12 protein-coding genes and 2 pseudogenes are annotated in these 15,401 nt (G+C 65.2%); 8 read left to right on the top strand and 6 right to left on the bottom strand.

Going from position 1 to position 15,401, the window contains the following annotated elements:
• Window positions 1–64: 64 nt before the first annotated feature.
• Window positions 65–580 (bottom strand): hypothetical protein, encoded by a 516-nt coding sequence (locus ACFC79_RS36030; RefSeq protein WP_376249195.1) that lies wholly within the window; start codon window positions 578–580, stop codon window positions 65–67.
• Between the two features lie 650 nt (window positions 581–1,230).
• On the opposite strand from ACFC79_RS36030, the gene ACFC79_RS36035 reads away from it, so the two are divergent.
• The 3 genes from ACFC79_RS36035 to ACFC79_RS36045 all read left to right on the top strand — a co-directional run bounded on the left by ACFC79_RS36035 (window position 1,231) and on the right by ACFC79_RS36045 (window position 4,322).
• Window positions 1,231–1,425: a hypothetical protein gene (locus tag ACFC79_RS36035; RefSeq protein WP_376249197.1), complete on the top strand. Its 195-nt coding sequence runs from the start codon at window positions 1,231–1,233 to the stop codon at window positions 1,423–1,425.
• Window positions 1,426–1,554: 129 nt separating this feature from the next.
• Window positions 1,555–2,802, top strand: a complete 1,248-nt coding sequence (locus ACFC79_RS36040; protein WP_376249199.1) for a helix-turn-helix domain-containing protein — start codon at window positions 1,555–1,557, stop codon at window positions 2,800–2,802.
• Window positions 2,803–2,984: 182 nt separating this feature from the next.
• Window positions 2,985–4,322 (top strand): hypothetical protein, encoded by a 1,338-nt coding sequence (locus tag ACFC79_RS36045; protein WP_376249200.1) that lies wholly within the window; start codon window positions 2,985–2,987, stop codon window positions 4,320–4,322.
• Between the two features lie 201 nt (window positions 4,323–4,523).
• Here the strand turns inward: ACFC79_RS36045 and ACFC79_RS36050 are convergent, their stop codons facing one another.
• A complete protein-coding gene (locus tag ACFC79_RS36050; RefSeq protein ID WP_376249202.1) occupies window positions 4,524–4,904 on the bottom strand; it encodes a hypothetical protein in 381 nt (126 codons plus the stop codon).
• A complete protein-coding gene (locus ACFC79_RS36055; RefSeq protein ID WP_376249203.1) occupies window positions 4,901–5,158 on the bottom strand; it encodes a hypothetical protein in 258 nt (85 codons plus the stop codon). The genes ACFC79_RS36050 and ACFC79_RS36055 overlap by 4 nt, the downstream gene beginning before the upstream one ends.
• 134 nt (window positions 5,159–5,292) lie before the next feature.
• On the opposite strand from ACFC79_RS36055, the gene ACFC79_RS36060 reads away from it, so the two are divergent.
• Complete coding sequence (locus ACFC79_RS36060; RefSeq protein ID WP_376249205.1) at window positions 5,293–5,418, top strand: hypothetical protein; 126 nt, start codon at window positions 5,293–5,295, stop codon at window positions 5,416–5,418.
• A gap of 786 nt (window positions 5,419–6,204) precedes the next feature.
• On the opposite strand, the pseudogene ACFC79_RS36065 reads toward ACFC79_RS36060, so the two are convergent.
• Window positions 6,205–6,978 (bottom strand): annotated as a pseudogene (locus ACFC79_RS36065) (transposase); the annotation flags it as partial.
• Between ACFC79_RS36065 and ACFC79_RS36070 the strand changes: the two are divergent.
• Entirely contained in the window at window positions 6,924–7,451 is a 528-nt protein-coding gene (locus tag ACFC79_RS36070) for a hypothetical protein (RefSeq protein WP_376249206.1), read from the top strand. The pseudogene ACFC79_RS36065 and the gene ACFC79_RS36070 overlap by 55 nt on opposite strands.
• A gap of 337 nt (window positions 7,452–7,788) precedes the next feature.
• Window positions 7,789–8,214, top strand: a complete 426-nt coding sequence (locus ACFC79_RS36075; RefSeq protein WP_376249207.1) for a hypothetical protein — start codon at window positions 7,789–7,791, stop codon at window positions 8,212–8,214.
• A 526-nt stretch (window positions 8,215–8,740) separates the two neighbouring features.
• Here the strand turns inward: ACFC79_RS36075 and ACFC79_RS36080 are convergent.
• Together ACFC79_RS36080 and ACFC79_RS36085 are read right to left on the bottom strand one after the other, a co-directional pair.
• Window positions 8,741–9,007: a hypothetical protein gene (locus tag ACFC79_RS36080; RefSeq protein ID WP_376249209.1), complete on the bottom strand. Its 267-nt coding sequence runs from the start codon at window positions 9,005–9,007 to the stop codon at window positions 8,741–8,743.
• Entirely contained in the window at window positions 9,007–14,418 is a 5,412-nt protein-coding gene (locus ACFC79_RS36085; protein ID WP_376249210.1) for a DUF6531 domain-containing protein, read from the bottom strand. Before ACFC79_RS36085 ends, ACFC79_RS36080 begins: the two co-directional genes overlap by 1 nt.
• Window positions 14,419–14,596: 178 nt before the next feature.
• Here ACFC79_RS36085 and ACFC79_RS36090 point away from each other — a divergent pair, with 178 nt between their 5' ends.
• Together ACFC79_RS36090 and ACFC79_RS36095 are read left to right on the top strand one after the other, a co-directional pair.
• Window positions 14,597–14,815, top strand: coding sequence for a hypothetical protein (locus ACFC79_RS36090; RefSeq protein WP_376249211.1), 219 nt, complete (start codon window positions 14,597–14,599; stop codon window positions 14,813–14,815).
• 122 nt (window positions 14,816–14,937) lie between these two features.
• Window positions 14,938–15,303: pseudogene (locus ACFC79_RS36095) on the top strand (transposase); the annotation flags it as partial.
• Window positions 15,304–15,401: the final 98 nt, after the last annotated feature.

Here is a 15,401-nt window from a genome sequence, read left to right on the forward strand (position 1 = left end):
GGGCGACCGCAGGCCCGGGGCGGAGGGTGCTGCCAGGACAACTTGCCCTGCTCCTGTAGGGCTGTCAGGTGCGTATGCCGGCTGTGGGCGACGCTTCGGGTCCGGCGGGAGCGATCGCGTCGCCCACGGTGGCCACCGGGACCTCAGTGGGCGGGGTGTCCTTCTGGATCCGGTCGACCACGGGGGCGATCGCGGCGTACATGCGCTGAGCCATGGGCCTGTCCTCGCCGCGCGCGAAGAGGCTGCCGCCGATGTCCATCGCGAGTTGGTCGAGGTAGTCGACGAGCTGGGTGCCGGTCAGGGTGATCTCGACGAGGCCACGCTCGCCCTGCGCGCCCGCCAGCTTGCGCGGCTTGGCGTCGTCGAACGACTCGGCACCGTACTCGGGGTGGCTGGTGCGATCCCACAGGTCACGCGTGCAGGTGATCTTGAAGGAGGCCACGCCTACCGCTTTGTTGATTCGCTTTTCATGCCCGGCTGGCGGCTCGCCGTCGCAGCCGGCGGCCAGGGCGAAGGCGGCGGCGAGCAGTGCGGCGGCCCGGGCGATGCGGTGCGCTTGGGGGTGGTGCTGTGTGGTCACCGGCCGATCTTCGATCGTCTTTCTCCTGGCGTGTGGGACTTTGGATGTGGATCGCCGTCCGTGCCGCCCAGCACGCCGTACTCCGGACCGAACGGTGAGTGGGCCCTGGTGGAGAAGAAGATTCGAGGCGCCTCCGGTCTGGATCAGATGGCCGCGCCGACCACGTAGCGGGCGCCACGTGGTCGGCGCGGCCAGCGTGCCAGTCACGGTCGTCTCCGCCCTGGCCAGGTTGACGGCGATGGGCGTCGTGGGCGCGGGGTCCGGCGGCGCGATCGGCATGGTTGACGGGTGCGGGGCGATGCCGCCCGCTCGTCCTGGGGGCTTAAGCAGCCGGTCATACCAAGATCGCTCCCAGTATGGGTGTTCTTTTCGAGATTGCGTGCCGATTGCCCGTTGAGTGCCGACGGAACTGTCCGATCAGGACGGACTTATATAGAAGATGGGAGCAAATGCCCGAATGGCATTGGTCAGAGCGTGTCACTACGCTCACGGAGCGCGAACCCCGCTCTTCTCACGGACCAGGGGTTCGCGCTCCCAATGTGATGACGACCCAGGAGGTCGCAATGCCTTCGTCCCCGGATCACTCCCGAGCCAAACGCCCCTGGCATCGGCTCAGGGGTGACAGTAACAAACTGGCTGCGGGCGACAACATGCCTGTCAACAACGAGGAGTTCGCAGGCAACACCGCCCGTCGTTCCTCCGCCGCCGCCGGTATCGCTCTCCCACCGGTGTTCATCGTTCCCGGCTCGCCCGGATACGCAGCCCTGGCCCTCGTGCTGGCCCCGGTGGCCCTCTGGGCGCTCGTCGTATGGCTGAGCAGCCGCAGCGGACCGACGTCCGACTGACGGCCTCTCAGCCGTGAATCCGGGCCGCCTCGCCTACGAAACGGTCAGGCAGCACCACTTTTGAACACGCCACCCGGGCGACGGAAGCCCCTTTCGTCGCCCGGGCCCGACCTGGCAGAGAGCAGCACCATGGGGAACGCATTTTCGTCAGACAACTGTAAATGGTGTGGTGGCGACCGAACGCCGAAGCACACCGGGCGGCCTGGGCAGTACTGCAGCACGAAATGCCGTCAGGCGGCCCACGCCGAACGACACAAGGCACCACCGCCCGACACCTCCGTATTCGACCACTTCCTTCACGGCGAACTGGAGGCGGCCCGCGCGGACATCCGCGCTCTTCAGCACGAGCTGGCCTCCCCCTCCTTACCAGCTGAGCAGCCGCTGGAGCGGCTGCTCAGCCTGCAGCGGCGCATCGAGCAACTGGTGCCGGCGACGGTGGGCCGCACGAAGCAGGCAGGCAAGTCCTGGGAGGACATCAGCCAGATGCTCGGCCTGAACAAGGACACCACCCGCAAGAAATACAACCCCTCGGCCGTGCAGCGGTCGCTGTCCCGCCCGCACACCAAGGGGCCCGCGGCCCGGCCAGCGCCGCGAACCACCCCGGCGTCCTCCGCACCGCCGGGCCCCCTCCCGCCCCTCCCGGCCGTACGGCCATCCCCTGCCGACGACGGCCCCCGCACCGAGGCGATCGTCGAAGAACCATCGGACAGAACCACCACCCCCGACCCGACCGACTTCGCCTGCGTGCTGAGCAGCCTCCAGCGTGCCTCCCGCCACAGCCTGCGCACGCTCAGCAAGAAGGCCAGGCTCTCCCCAAGCTTCCTGTCGCGGACGATGAACGGCGAGCGGTTCCCGAGCTGGGAGGCGACGGTAGCGATCGCCTACGCCTGCGGTGCCGACCCCGAAGCCCTCAGAAAGGTCTGGGAAGACGCCGACGCCCGCCGCCGCAAGGCCACGCCCGAGAACCTCGCCTGCGCCCTGCGCTACCTCCGCCAGCGCGCAGGCAACCCCGCCCTTTGGTCGATATCCGTCACCAGCGGATACGCCCTGCACCAGGACCACATCGCCGCACTACTCAACGGCACCACCCTCGGAACCTGGGAAGACGTCCAGACCCTCGTCCAGACCCTCGATGGAGAATGCTCCTACTTCGAGCCTCTCTGGCAGCAGGCCGCCGCCAAGCAGCCACCGATGCCTTCGCCCGCCCCGACAGCTACCCAGGGGACCGCCACCCGGCTCGAAGACCTCATCGCCGCCTTCGGGAAGGTCTTCAGCACCACCGGCCGCCCCACCGCCCCGCGGCGCTTCCTGCCCACCCCCATCGAGGCTGCCACCGCCTGGTACAGGACCACCCCCCGCCCCCACCCCACCGCATGAACCGGCAACCCCAGACCGCGCGGGTGACACTCCGCCCGCGCGGTCAGCATGGCTGCGTGCGCTGCCCTTGCTCGCCGTCCTTCATCCTTGATCGGCTGTTTTGCGGCACTGTTGGCCGGATGGTGCCACCCGGGGAACGAGTTCTTCCGTATCGCCCGTAGCCGTCAACGGAGTTGGGCAGCATGCGCATTGAACTCACACAACTACTGCATGCAACCACTGGGGGGCAGATGGTACGGCCGAAGGAAACCGACTACACCGGCACGCTGACGATGCTGCACACCGCCGTGACAAGCACGGGGACCGATCTGCGGGACGCGATCGGCAAGGGCATCGAGAAGCTGGAAGCGAGCGGGCAGGCCGCCCAGGAGACCACGAAACAGGCCGTGGTCGACGAGCTCAGCCGGATGCGCACAAACCTGCGGGAGGCCCGGGACCGGCTGACAGCCGGCGGGGAGATGCTGAACGCGGAGGTACATCGGGCCGTCGCCGAGCTCCGGGACGAGATGCGCGAGGTGCGGGAAGCAGTCGAAGCTCTTACCCCACCCGGCCCGGCTGAGCCGACAGCTCCCTTCACCGCCGACGGGTCCGGGACGTTTGTGTACGAGGCTCCGCCGCCGGAGACCACCGGCTCCCTCACCGCCACAGCCGGACCGGCCCCGGCGGCCGTGGCCGTGGTCGCCCAGAACACCACGCCGCAGAGCACCGCGACCGCCACGGTCCCGGAACAGCGCAACGGCAACGACACGGGCGACGCGAACAATCCGGTGGTACCGGTGGAGGAGATCCAGCGCGCCGTCCGCGAGGCTATGACCGAGGAGCTCGCGACGCTGCGACCCGCCCTGGAGAAACAGTCCCTCGCGTCGCTGACCGGTGTCCGTGACGACGTGCGGGCGCAGCTGGGCGGGGCGGTCGGTGTGCTGCGCGGGCAGTTGGAGGCGGCACGGGAGGAATCGCGTGCCGGACTCGCTGCTCTTCGTGAGGAGGCGGCCAAGTGGCGGGCGGAGGCGCAGCAGAAGGCGGCCACGGAGCCAGAGGCGGTCAAGGTGACCGAGGTGCACAGGGCGCTGCTGCGGGAGGCGGCCCGGGTGTCGTCGGCGACGGTGCTGTGTCATCGGGACGCGTGGGAGTTCATCACGGCCCACGCGGGACGGCAGCCGCACTTCCGGGCGCCGGCGCAGGTTCTCGACCAGGGTGAAGAGCGGGTCCGTGCGGCGCTGTCCGGGCGATCGCTGATTGCTCTGCTGATCGCTCTGTACTCGGTCAGGGAGACTGCGGTCGAGGGGGACGGCGACCAGGAGCTGGCCACCGCGCTCTACGAGCGGGTCCAGGAGAGCCTGTCCGACCTGTCCACGGTGGGCCGCCCCGTCACCATCACGCTGGACGACCGCGTTCCGGCCGAGGGCGGAGCGCCGTCCGGGGACCCCGATGTCCCGGGCCCGGCGGGTGCGGATGAGCCGCAGGCCGGGCCCAGCCGCGGCACCGGTGAACCGGACGGCGTCGAGGGCGAGAAAGAGTAGCTGGCCGTCTTCGGTCGGATGACGCCAGGAATGGGATGGTCTGCGCCGGAGGTTACGCCGCGTTCGTGTGCCGGGCACGGTCCGATGCGCCGGGCTGGCCGCGCTCGGCACGGGCCTGGTGGCCTTCCTCGTGGGCCATTCCGGGGCGGGCAAGTCCACTGCCCTGGAAGCGCTGCTCTACCCGCTGGGCCTGACCACGGTTCAGGAGTTGAGGTCGAGGACGCGGACGGGTTCGCCTTCCCACCGCTTCGGTGCGGTCGTCGCGATGACCGCACCGTCGGGGCGGTCGGGGGTGGGCTGGGCCGCGTACTGGCTGTGTGCCGCGGCCCAGCTCTCCTGTTGCGCGACGGCCAGGGCGGCCGACAGGTCCAGGTCCAGGACCGTGATGCCGGGCAGGGCGGCCAGATGCTCCGCCGTGCCGGGCCGGGCCCGGTCGGCCTCGACGAGCGCACACGCCGGGGCGTAGAGGAACCACCCGGGCTCGGCGTGGGCACGGTGGATGAGCCGGGAAGCAAGGACGTTGCCCTGGCCGGCCGCGGCCATCGCGGTGTCGTCCAGAACGATGTGCAGGGCGTCGCTCACCGGGCCGTCACCCGGGCCAGACGCCGGTCCAGCTCACTGTCCAGGTCGTCCTGCTCGGAGCGGGTAGGGGCATAACCCGTCCACGCCTTCAGCGCCGCGCGGGCCTTCTCCGCACGCTCGGCACGCTCGGCCGGAGTGAGCATGGTCTCGGCCAGACGCGCGAGATAGGCGCGCAGCGACAGGCCCTCGGCGGCCGCGATCGCGGCCAGCCGATCCTTCGCCTCCTCAGGGATACGGACATTGGCATCAGACATTGGCGGTACTCCTTCCCACCCGCACAGAATACGGGTACGTACCCGTACCCGTATTCTGTGCGTCGACGCGCGTCTCTCGGTCCCCGGCCGCCGCCCTTGCAGCCCCGTGAAGGCCGTGAGGATGCGGCAGTGCCGTGCCGGCACCAGGATCGAAGTACCTGGAAAGGCTGCACCTGCGGGAGGCCCGCATGCCGTCGATCATCTGGAGCGGCGCCATCAGCTTCGGCCTGGTCACTTCTCGGTTGGTACCCGCCGAATGAGCTGTCGAGCTCAGCCATGCCGGTAGGCGCGGGCCTCACGACCTCAGCACATCTTCCCGATCTTCAATGCTCGCGCCCGCTCTCCAGCGTTCTCCGGTCGGATTCGCTCGGCCAGGCAGTGCCGGTGGGAGATGATGGTGTGGCTTCCTGGACCGTCGCTGCTGCGCGAATCCAGGACGAGGGCGTCTCCACCTGGGCTCAACGTGATTCGTTCACCACAGAAGTCGCAGCGCCAGGCTAGCGACTCCAGGTCTGCAGGTCGGATGGCGAGCCGCACTGATACCGGCGGATGCCAGCGGTGGATTTGCTGGATCACTGCATCGATCTGTGAACCGATGGGCGGAAAGAGCGCGAGTAGTTCGTCATGGCTGCTCGTGGTCTGAGGTTCCCCCGAGATGCGGGGAAAGGTGACAGCAGGTCAGCTTGTTCTTTATGGTCCGAGCCGTTTTGAGAGTGGGTGACGCGACCCGATCAGACGCTGAGTAGGGTTGTGGCCATGGCCAAGGGGATGAGGCGGCGGCCCAAGGTGGACCTGGACAGCGGCGTCGAGGACGTGACGCTGTCCATCCTGGAGTGGCTTGGCGAGCAGGGGGTCGGTGCCATGATTCGGGTCGACGCGGAGCGCATGCGCGACGGTCAGCCGGCATGGACATTTGCCGCTTCTGGTGGACCGCTGGACGGTGGGATGAGGGCCGACGGGGCCTCGGTCGCCGAGTGCATGGGCAGGGCGCTGCTTCGATTGCGCGAGGCCGGGCTGGCCGCTCCATTCTGAAGTCGTGATCCGCCTCTGAGCTGATCGCGTTTGGTGATGCTTTCGGGGCGTCTGGTGGTCTTGCCCACGTCGTAGCGGGTGGCAGGGTGCCGGTTCTTCGAGCCGAGTGGCCTGCCGGGGCCCGGCCGGTTGGGTTTGGGTGCACGCGCCGGGCAGGACAGGTTCGGGCGCAGGTTTCTGAACCCCCGGCGGACCCGGGCGGGGGTGAGCCGGCCGGGTTCGGCCGGTTTCTCCCAGGGACGGCGGAGGTCCGCGGCCAGCGGCCGGGCGAGGCGTAGTTGCGTGTGTGCCGCGACGATGAGCCATGTCCACCGGTCCGCCGCCTCGGGGGTGCGGAGCTTCGGGCGGGTCCAGCCCAGCGTCTGCTTGATCATCCGGAAGGTGTGTTCCAGGTCGAATCTGCGTAGGAACGCCTGCCAGCGCAGGTCGACGCACTCGCCCGGCAGGCCGGTGGCCGACGTCCACAGCCAGACGGGGAGCGGATCGTGGCCGCCGGGTAGGCGGTCGACCTCCAGGCGGATCAACGTGCCCTCGATGACGGGCAGTTCGCCGGTGTGGTCGATCCACGCGGAGCGGGTGGTCAGACGAGGATGGATACGGTCCCAGGCCGTCGCGCGAGCGGTGCCGTAGCGGTCGGTGACCTGCACGGTCGCGGCGTCGGGCTCGCCCCAGGTGTCGGCCTTGGCGAAGCGGAACTCCTTGCCGTGCTTGGGCGGGCGTCCGCCCTGCGGCGGTGAGACCCACGGCACCGGGACCGGCTTGCGCATCACACGGTCCGTGCGCATCCGCCACCTCGATCGCCGCACGCACCGCCCACCGCAGCGGCCGGCCCCACGAAGACCTCCTCGCGGCCCTCGGCCAGCTGACCGACGGCACCATCACCCACCACCAGGTCAACTGGGTCTCCCCGCTCAAGGAACGGACCACCGTCGTAACCGGCGACCACGGCATCCTCGTCGCCGACACCCTCACCGCCGACCTCACCTACTGGGCCAACGGCTCCACCCGCACCCAGCGGGAGGCCCTCGCCGCATTCCGCGGCGTCACCGAAGGCGACGTCACCCGCTACGCAGTCCCCAAACAAGAACCCCTCGTCGCCGAGCACGAAGCCTTCCGCGACATGCTCCTCGGCCACAGCCACCGCAACGCGACCCTCCACGACGGCCTGCACGCCGTCCTCGCCGCCCACGCCTCCCTGCAAGCCTCCCGTAACGGCGCCACCACGGCCGTCCCATCCCTCATCAACCTTGACGCAGCTTGATCACCTTGCCCGCCACCGAAGGGACGTGCTCGGTATTCCGTCGGCCATGTCCACTCCCTGCATGCCCAGGGCCTGCTCCTCATCGACGACGGCTCCGTATGGATGTCCGTGCCGCCCAGCACGCCGTACTCCGCACCGAACGGCGAGTGGGCCCTGGTGGAGGAAGATCGAGGCGCCTCCGGAGTTCCGCGAGGCAGCACTACAGCCCTGAGCCTTCTACCCACCCCGGGCGAGACGGCACCGCCGCAGCGGGACGGCCGACTCGGGCACGCGTCGGCTCCACCTGCCGAGCGGCGACAGCCGAGCACCCCTTGGACCACACCACCAGGAGGAACCAGTGTCATACCCGCAACTGCTCACCCTCGAGGAGAGGCTCACCGACGCGAAGAAGCTGTTGAGCCTCCCGCGTATCGTCGTGATCTGCGGCTCCACCCGCTTCATGACCGAGATGAACGAGGCCGATCTGCGGGAGACCAAAGCCGGAAAGATTGTCGTCAAACCGGGCTGTGACATGAAGTCGCCGCACGAACTGTGGGCCGATCCTGCCGAGGCCGAGGCGCTGAAGGCTCGACTCGACGATCTGCACCGGGCGAAGATCCGGCTCGCTGATGAGGTGCTCGTCGTCGGCGACTACATCGGAGACAGCACCCGAGCCGAAATCGCCTACGCCCGGTCGCTGGGCAAGCCCGTGCGGTTCACGCACCCCGAAGTCGACCCGGGCCTGACCGCCCGCTGCCGCCTCGACAACCAGGGCCGGAGGTAGTTGTCATGGGCTCGCAGGGTACGTCCGGCCCGGCGCAGGCGTCGATCGCGAAGGCCCGCACGTAGCCGGGCAGGCGGGGGAAGGCATCGGCGCACTGGTCGCGGACGGCGGCCGTCGGGTACAGCGCGCACACCCTCTTCTCGCCGCGGCGGGTGAGCCGGCCGAGGAGGCTGTACAGGCATGTCTTCGGTGGTGACAGCCTCGTGGACCCGCAGGTGCGGCTGACCGCCCAGCAGTGCCGCAGCGCCGTGCATGGCCTCGCTCGCGCTGAGCATCACCGCCCCAGCTGTGTCGCCATCGAGGGCGGGGCGGCGAGCTTGCTCGGGGAGCTGGTTCGCCCAGGGCACGGTTGCGGCCTGCTCGGTGCACGCAGCCTTGTTGCTCGCGCAGCTGCTTCAGCCTCGCCGTGAGCAGGCACTCGGCAGTGCGCTCCGGGGCAGTCCTCGTGAAGCGGAACAGTCCGCTTTGGGGCTCGCGCAGTTGCCCTGCTCCCCGGCGTGGTGATGGGGAGCAGGGTTCTGTTCCGTCAGAACAGATCGAGGTCGGCCGCTTCCACAGCGCCGAGCAACCGACACTCCCCGGTCTCTGCGTTTACGGCCACGTAGCCGATTCCAATTGCCATATCGCGAGGGTCGCCGCTGCGGATAAAGGCAACCGACTGGCAATCGAACATAATTTCACTTCCTACGTGAGCGTGTTCACCTTCCATGAGAGCCATCGGCATGGACTCGCTACTCACGGTCTCTTTCAAGAATTCCGCTGCCAGCCTGGAAGCCTCTTCTATGCTCAGCATCAATTCGTCCTTAGAAGTGAATAGTTTCTCCAGTTGAGCTTAGCCTGCCCCTGCTGGCCGTCCAAGAAAATCACATCTCCCTTGATGTTTACCACGTTGAAAACATGCGCGTTGCGTCCTCGACCTCCATAGACAATCCCTCTCGCGCCGTGCCCGGCCTCCTTCATCTCCTTGACAATTCCAGATACGGTAGACGCCTGGAATGTTCGCCCATACAATTGCTCAATTGGCGCCACCGATCCTGCCTTAAGGCTCCCAGGGGCCACAGAAACTGTACCGTCACGCAGCAGGTGATCGACGGCCACTGCGCAGGCGCGGCAGTTAGTTTCGCTGCCTTGAGGATTGACCAGTGATTTGAGTCGGGGAGTTATAGGGGTTTTATACGGGATACCACCGTATCCCAGGGTCACCCCTCCGCCACCCGGACCGAATCGCAGATTCCCAACTTGCTGCGGGCTGAACTTCCCACGTGCCCAGTTGAAGGCTGGACCGATGAGGCTGCTGGTTGCGCCGCCTGCGGCGCCCCAGAGAAGGTCCCAGGGGTCGGTGGGGCGGCAGTGGGTTTCGTTGATGGCCCAGGAGAATCCAGCGCCTACGCCGGCGTTGACCGTTGCGGAGGCTGCGATGCCGCGCCATCCGGACATGCCCAGCCCGCGGGCGACTGCATTGCCGGCACCGGGCATGAGCAGGCCCGCGACGGCACCGGTGGCGGCTCCTTCGCCGGCGGCTTTACCGAAGCCGGTCCAGGAGAACTGTCCGTCGTTGCGGTGCTGCCAACTGTAGATGCCGCCTTCGACCGCGGCTCCGATGACGGCGCCGATTCCCGCCGAGACGCACAGGGGGCAGCGGCCGGAGGGGTCGGCTTGGTTGGCGGGGTCGTTGTTGGCGTAGGCGTACGGTGAGGAGTTGGGCGTTCCGGTTGTGGGGGGTTCTGGGTCGGTGGTGGTGAAGCGTTGGTTGGCGGGGTCGTAGGTGCGGTCGCGTAGGTTGAGTCGGCCGCTGAGGTAGGGGTCTTTGTACTGGCCGGTGTAGCCGAAGACGCTGGTTTGGCCGTTGGTGGTGCTGGCGGTGCCGGTGGAGACGCCCCAGGGGTCGTAGGTGTAGGCGTAGACCTCTGTGCCGGTGCTGTCGTGCACGGCGCGGACGGAGTCCTGGCGGTCGTGCAGCATGTAGAAGGATCCGGCGGTGCGGTTCTGGGCCTGTACGGTCCCGGTGGCGTTGTACTCGTAGTCGGCGATCAGGCCGTCGGTGCCGCTGGTTTCGGTGGCTATCTGTGCGAGGGGGTTGTTGATGTCCCAGCGGGTGGTCCGGTCGAGGGTGCCGTTCTTGTTGACGAGGGTTCGGTTGCCGTCGGCGTCGTAGACGAAGGTGAGGGTGTCGGCGCCGATGGTGGCGGACTTGGCCCGGCCTACTGCGTCGTAGGCGTAGGTGCCGGTGGCGTCTTTGGTGAGGTTGCCGTCCGCGTCGTAGGTGAAGTCCGTGGTTGTGGTGCCTTCAACGGCCTTCGTCAGCTGGTCCGCCGCGTCATGGGTGTTGGTGCGGGTCGTGGTGCCGGTTGAGGACGAGGTGAGGTTGCCGGCCTTGTCGTAGTGGTAGGTGTCCCCGTCGGTGCTGGCTGTGCAGGGGTTGGTGGTCGCCGTGTCGGTGCAGGCCCGGGTCATTCGTCCGGCGTCGTCGTACACGTAGCGGCTGGGCAGGCCGGTGGTGCTGGCGTCTTTGTACGTGTCGGTGAGAACTCGGCCGTCGGGATCCCGGGTGAATTGCCGGGTGCCGGTCTTCTCCGAGAGGGAGGCGAGTTGTCCGGCCCGGTCGTAGGTGCGGTTCTCGAACAGGGGTGTGGTGCTGGGAAGTTTGGTGGAGGTGAGGTTGCCGGCTTCGTCCCAGCTGTAGGTGGTGGTCTTGCCACTGGTGGTCTGGGTACTGGGCCGGCCGTCGTCGTCGTACTTGTAGGCGGTGGTGTAGCTGTCGGGGTAGGTGCGGCTGGCGATGGTGCCGTTGGGGTTGTAGGTGTAAGTGAAGGGGGTGGTCAGGCCGGGCTGGGTGATGGTGAGCGGTCGTCCTGCGAGGTCGTAGGTGACGGTCCGGGTGCCGGTGCCGTCGGTGACCGTCTTGGGGCGGGTGTCGTCGTAGTAGGTGTAGGTGACCTGCGGTGTGCCATCGGAGTAGGTGGTCGTTCCGGGCAGGTTCCGCGCGTCGTATGTGGTGGTAATGGTCTGCCCGCGGGCGTTGGTGACCTTCGTGCGGTTGCCGTCCGCGTCGTACTCGTACGAGGTGGCCCGCTGCAGCGGGTCGGTGATTTTGGTGAGGCGGCCTGAGCTGTCGTACTCGTAGATGGTGGCGTGCTGGTTGGCATTGGTCCGCTTGGACATCCGGCCGGCCTCGTCGTAGTCGACGAGGGTGGTGCCGCCGTCAGGGGCGGTGACCTTCTTCAACCGGTCCAGTGCGTCGTATTCGTACTGGGTCTTCTTGCCGCGCCGGTCGGTACTCGCCGTCACGTTGTTGACGGCATCGTAGGTGGTGGTCGCCTCGTTGCCCAACGGGTCCTTCTGGCTGGTGACGTTCCCGGCGGCGTCGTAACTGGTGTGCCAGGTGTACTCGGCCGGATCAGCACCTGTCACGTTGCCCCGGGGCTCGACCCGGTCAGTCAGTCGTCCGTTGTCGTCGTAGCCGTAGGTCGTTTTGAAGCCGAGCGGGCTGGTCTCGGATGTCAGGTTGCCGTCTGCGTCGTAGCCGTAGCTGAAGGGCTTGCTGCCGCGGTCCGCGACCGAGGACAGACGGTCGTCGTCGTCGTAGGTGTTGGTGGTGACCTTGCCGAGCTCATCAGTGGTGGTGAGGACGTTGCCTTCACCGTCGTAGCTGGTCTTTGTGAAGTGCCCCAGTGGGTCGGTGACCTTGATCGGACGGTTTTCCGCATCGTATTCGGTTTTGGTGGTCTTGCCAGTGGGGTCGGTGACTGCGGTCTGGTTTCCGACCTTGTCGTAGCCGTACGTCCACATGTAGGCCGCGGCATTGGCGCCGTCGACATTTCCACGCGGCGTCGTCATCGCCACAAGGCGGTTAGCCTTGTCGTAGGTGTAGGTCGTTTCTGCGCCGGAGGTATCAGTGCGTGAGGCGACATTTCCCACGGCGTCGTATTCCACCTTTGAAATACGGCCTGCAGGGTCTTTTGTTTCTGTTATCCGGTTCGCAGTGTCGTAGGTAAACGCCGTAGTCTTGTCAGCAGCATCTGTGATTGTCGCCAAGTTACCGGCGGCGTCGTAAGCACGGCGGGTCGCATTCCCATTCGCGTCCGTCATCGACAGCAGCCGACCACCATCGTCATACTCGTACGTTGTCGTGTACTTCGCCGGGTCTATACCTGCCGTATTGCCGCGGGGATCCGTTTCGCTCTTGACGCGACCAGCTTCATCGAATTTCCGTGTACTTTGGGATCCGTCGGGATATGTTATCGACGTCTGATTTCCCGCAGTGTCATAACTGAATTTTGTGATCTTCCCGCGCGAGTCAGTGAATGATTCGAGTAACCCAGTGCTGGTGTAGCTGTAGGTCTTTGCGTTGCCTGATATGCTCCTAACTGATTTGAGGCGTCGCGAAGAGTCATACAGGAAGATCTTGATCTTCCCATTTCCATTCGTGTACGAAGACAGGTCGCCAGGATTTTCATAGTTCCATGAGCGACTTGATTGGGGACTGCTTTGTCGAGTCACCTGTCCTGCGGTGTTGTATTCTGTCCTAAAAATTCTCCCTAGCTGGTCAATCATCTCCGTCTGATTGAAATTTTCATCATATTCGAATGTGACTTTGTTTCCGAAGGGATCAAGGCTAGCTGTAAGCACGTTTTGGACGTAGAGGTCGCTCCAAACCCCGCCATCCGCGCGCGTTACATGGGTTACCCCCTCATCGTAAGCGAATTTTGTGGTTCCGCGTGCTGCCGTATCCTGGGAAGAAACCCTTCCTGCAGCATCGTACGTATTATTGACGGCCTCGTTATTTCGTTGGTCATATATCTTTTCAAGTCGATTTCCTGCGTCGTACGTGTATCTGACGGTTTCGCCGTCCATGGAAACGCTATTCAGCTGCGACCCGACGTACCCGTACTCTATTCTGCGACCGTCTGGCAAGGTAACCCTTGCTGTCTTACCTTCTGAATAGCTGAAAGTGATCCTGCGCCCAGTATCAGATGTGACACTGTCGAGTGTGCCACTTGTGTATGCGTAAGTAGTGGCACGCCCCTGTCCGTCAACTTTTTTGAGTAGCCTCCCCGCTTCATTGAACTGCAAAGTGATGTTCGATTTATTTCGCAGTTCGAAACCTGAAGCGGCTTTACTTAGGCGAGAATTACCGATGAGCGGATTCGAGAATGTCCCGTCCGTGCGTTTCGAGAAAGAGTATGAAGAGCCATCTTCACCGATGAACCTCATATCCCCATTGGGGTCCGCTTCAAGTCGCGCATCCCAGGATGCCGCCCAACCCTTCCCTAGAGACGCGCTCGACTGGTTATTGGAAGAATAATTTCTTTCCAGGCTCAAGGGCAGCGCGCCATCTATCGATGCATCTACTTCATGCTGCGAGAATGCTCCCGTAGCAGTATTAATTCCTGCGCTCCGTGTTGCCTGGCAACGTGCAGAAGCAGCTGAATTGTTGTCGCACCCAGCACCATAGGTTTGCTCTGCGGAAATACCTCGAATAACCCCTACAGGCGAAGTTACCTCGGTGCTCCAGCCGGAGGAACACGACCAATCCTCTGTCTCTCGGTGTTCCGGAGCTGGCGTTGTGGAGATTGCAATCTTTGCGTAGTACTCTGGGCCCATTGGGGTGGGGGCTCCGCTTAGAGGGGCACCCCAGAAGCCGACCTTTCCACCCGGCGACGCAGACGTGGAAGCGCTGCAAACATTTACGAAATTTACGCCATCTTTATACCAGGAAACGTGGACAGCTGCCATTGCCGGTGCATCGAAAATCAAATCGAGACCCACAGTCCCGTCATCCAGGGGATTCAACCAGAAGTGAAGGTTCGTGGGTGCGGGTGGTGCAACATTTGCTGCCATGCCATCGGCTGCACTCTTTTCACTTTCGAGAGAATTTGCCACCGGTCCGCTTTTTAGTTTCACGAAGGAGTGGGTGCTCTTATCTGTCCGACTTTTGAGTCGCAGCTTTTGGATTTGAGCCCTCCTCTCGGGAATCGTCATCGCCTTCTGATTCGATAATCCAGCAGCAGGTGATATATTCGCCATAGTGGCGCGGGCGGCTTCACCAGGCTTCTGCGCTGAGTGCGCAGTGGCCTCACCTGGGGCTGCGACGGCAATTCCCGTCAAGAGCAAACTCCATGCCCAGAGCAGGCAGATCAATATTCGAAATCGTCTCAGGCGTGTAACTACCACAGAACCCCCCCAGGCTCGTGCCGCGCTCATCACGGCTTTGAATTCAGTCGCACACTAACCGTGGTGGAGACCATTAGTGGTGAGATGAGGAAGCCTGACCGAAACTCGCTCCTGGCTGAACTGCCTCGGGTTCGGTAGAGATCTCAACTGGTGCTTGTGACCTGGGGTTTCATGGTTGTCAAGTAGTAGTTGGTCTCGCAGGTGGGACGTGGACCATCTCACCGTGGAGTCGGCGGCCGCAGTACCAGCTGGCCCACTCGGTGGTAACCGGCTCGACCTGGTAGAGGGTCTTCCAATGCCTCTGCGGCTTGATCAATTCGGCTTTGAACAGGCGATTGCGCTCTCCATCAGGGCGTTGTCGAACGCGTCGCCGACAGATACGATCAAGGCCGCGATGCCGCCCATGTTCAGGTTTTCGGCCAGCTAGTAGGGCTTGGTCATGTGCGGTCCGTGATGGCGTGTCCTCTTGATCGGTCGTTTCGTTGACCGTGTGTGCTGAGTGAGGAGTTGGCTGCGGTCCGGTGTGATCTGGAGGACTTCGCAGCGGAGATGTTCGAGCCGTTCGCGCGGGCGGACCAGCGGCGGTGGGGCGGGGTCTATCTGCGGGGCCTGCTGGACGGCGGGCGCAAGTCGGTGGAGCCGATGGCCGGCCGCCTGGGCGAGGACGGGAACCGGCAGGCCCTGGCCCACTTCGTCACTTCCAGCCCGTGGGATGCGGCGCATGTGCGGGCCCGTCTGGCCTGGCGCATGCAGCCGGTCATCAAACCCACCGCGTTGATCATCGATGACACAGGATTCCTCAAAGACGGAGATGCGTCGGCGTGCGTGACCCGGCAGTACACCGGCACCGCGGGCAAGGTCACCAACTGCCAGGCCGGGGTCTCGCTGCACCTGGCTTCCAACGGCGCCTCCGCGGTCTGAGGTTCCCCCGAGATGCGGGGAAAGGTGACAGCAGGTCAGATGGGTTTCATGAGAGGAGCCCAGACGATGCCTGCCCCGAGGAAATATCCGCT

The sequence above is a fragment of the Streptomyces sp. NPDC056061 genome (genome assembly GCF_042266885.1).
Classification (GTDB): Bacteria; Actinomycetota; Actinomycetes; order Streptomycetales; family Streptomycetaceae; genus Streptomyces.

Excerpts from the sequence above, each read along its gene's own strand:
- ACFC79_RS36035 (WP_376249197.1), top strand. The coding sequence starts at position 1,231 with ATGCCTGTCAACAACGAGGAGTTCGCAGGCAACACCGCCCGTCGTTCC.
- ACFC79_RS36040 (WP_376249199.1), top strand. The coding sequence starts at position 1,555 with ATGGGGAACGCATTTTCGTCAGACAACTGTAAATGGTGTGGTGGCGAC.
- ACFC79_RS36045 (WP_376249200.1), top strand. The coding sequence starts at position 2,985 with ATGCGCATTGAACTCACACAACTACTGCATGCAACCACTGGGGGGCAG.
- ACFC79_RS36055 (WP_376249203.1), bottom strand. The coding sequence starts at position 5,158 with ATGTCTGATGCCAATGTCCGTATCCCTGAGGAGGCGAAGGATCGGCTG.
- ACFC79_RS36080 (WP_376249209.1), bottom strand. The coding sequence starts at position 9,007 with ATGCTGAGCATAGAAGAGGCTTCCAGGCTGGCAGCGGAATTCTTGAAA.
- ACFC79_RS36085 (WP_376249210.1), bottom strand. The coding sequence starts at position 14,418 with ATGAGCGCGGCACGAGCCTGGGGGGGTTCTGTGGTAGTTACACGCCTG.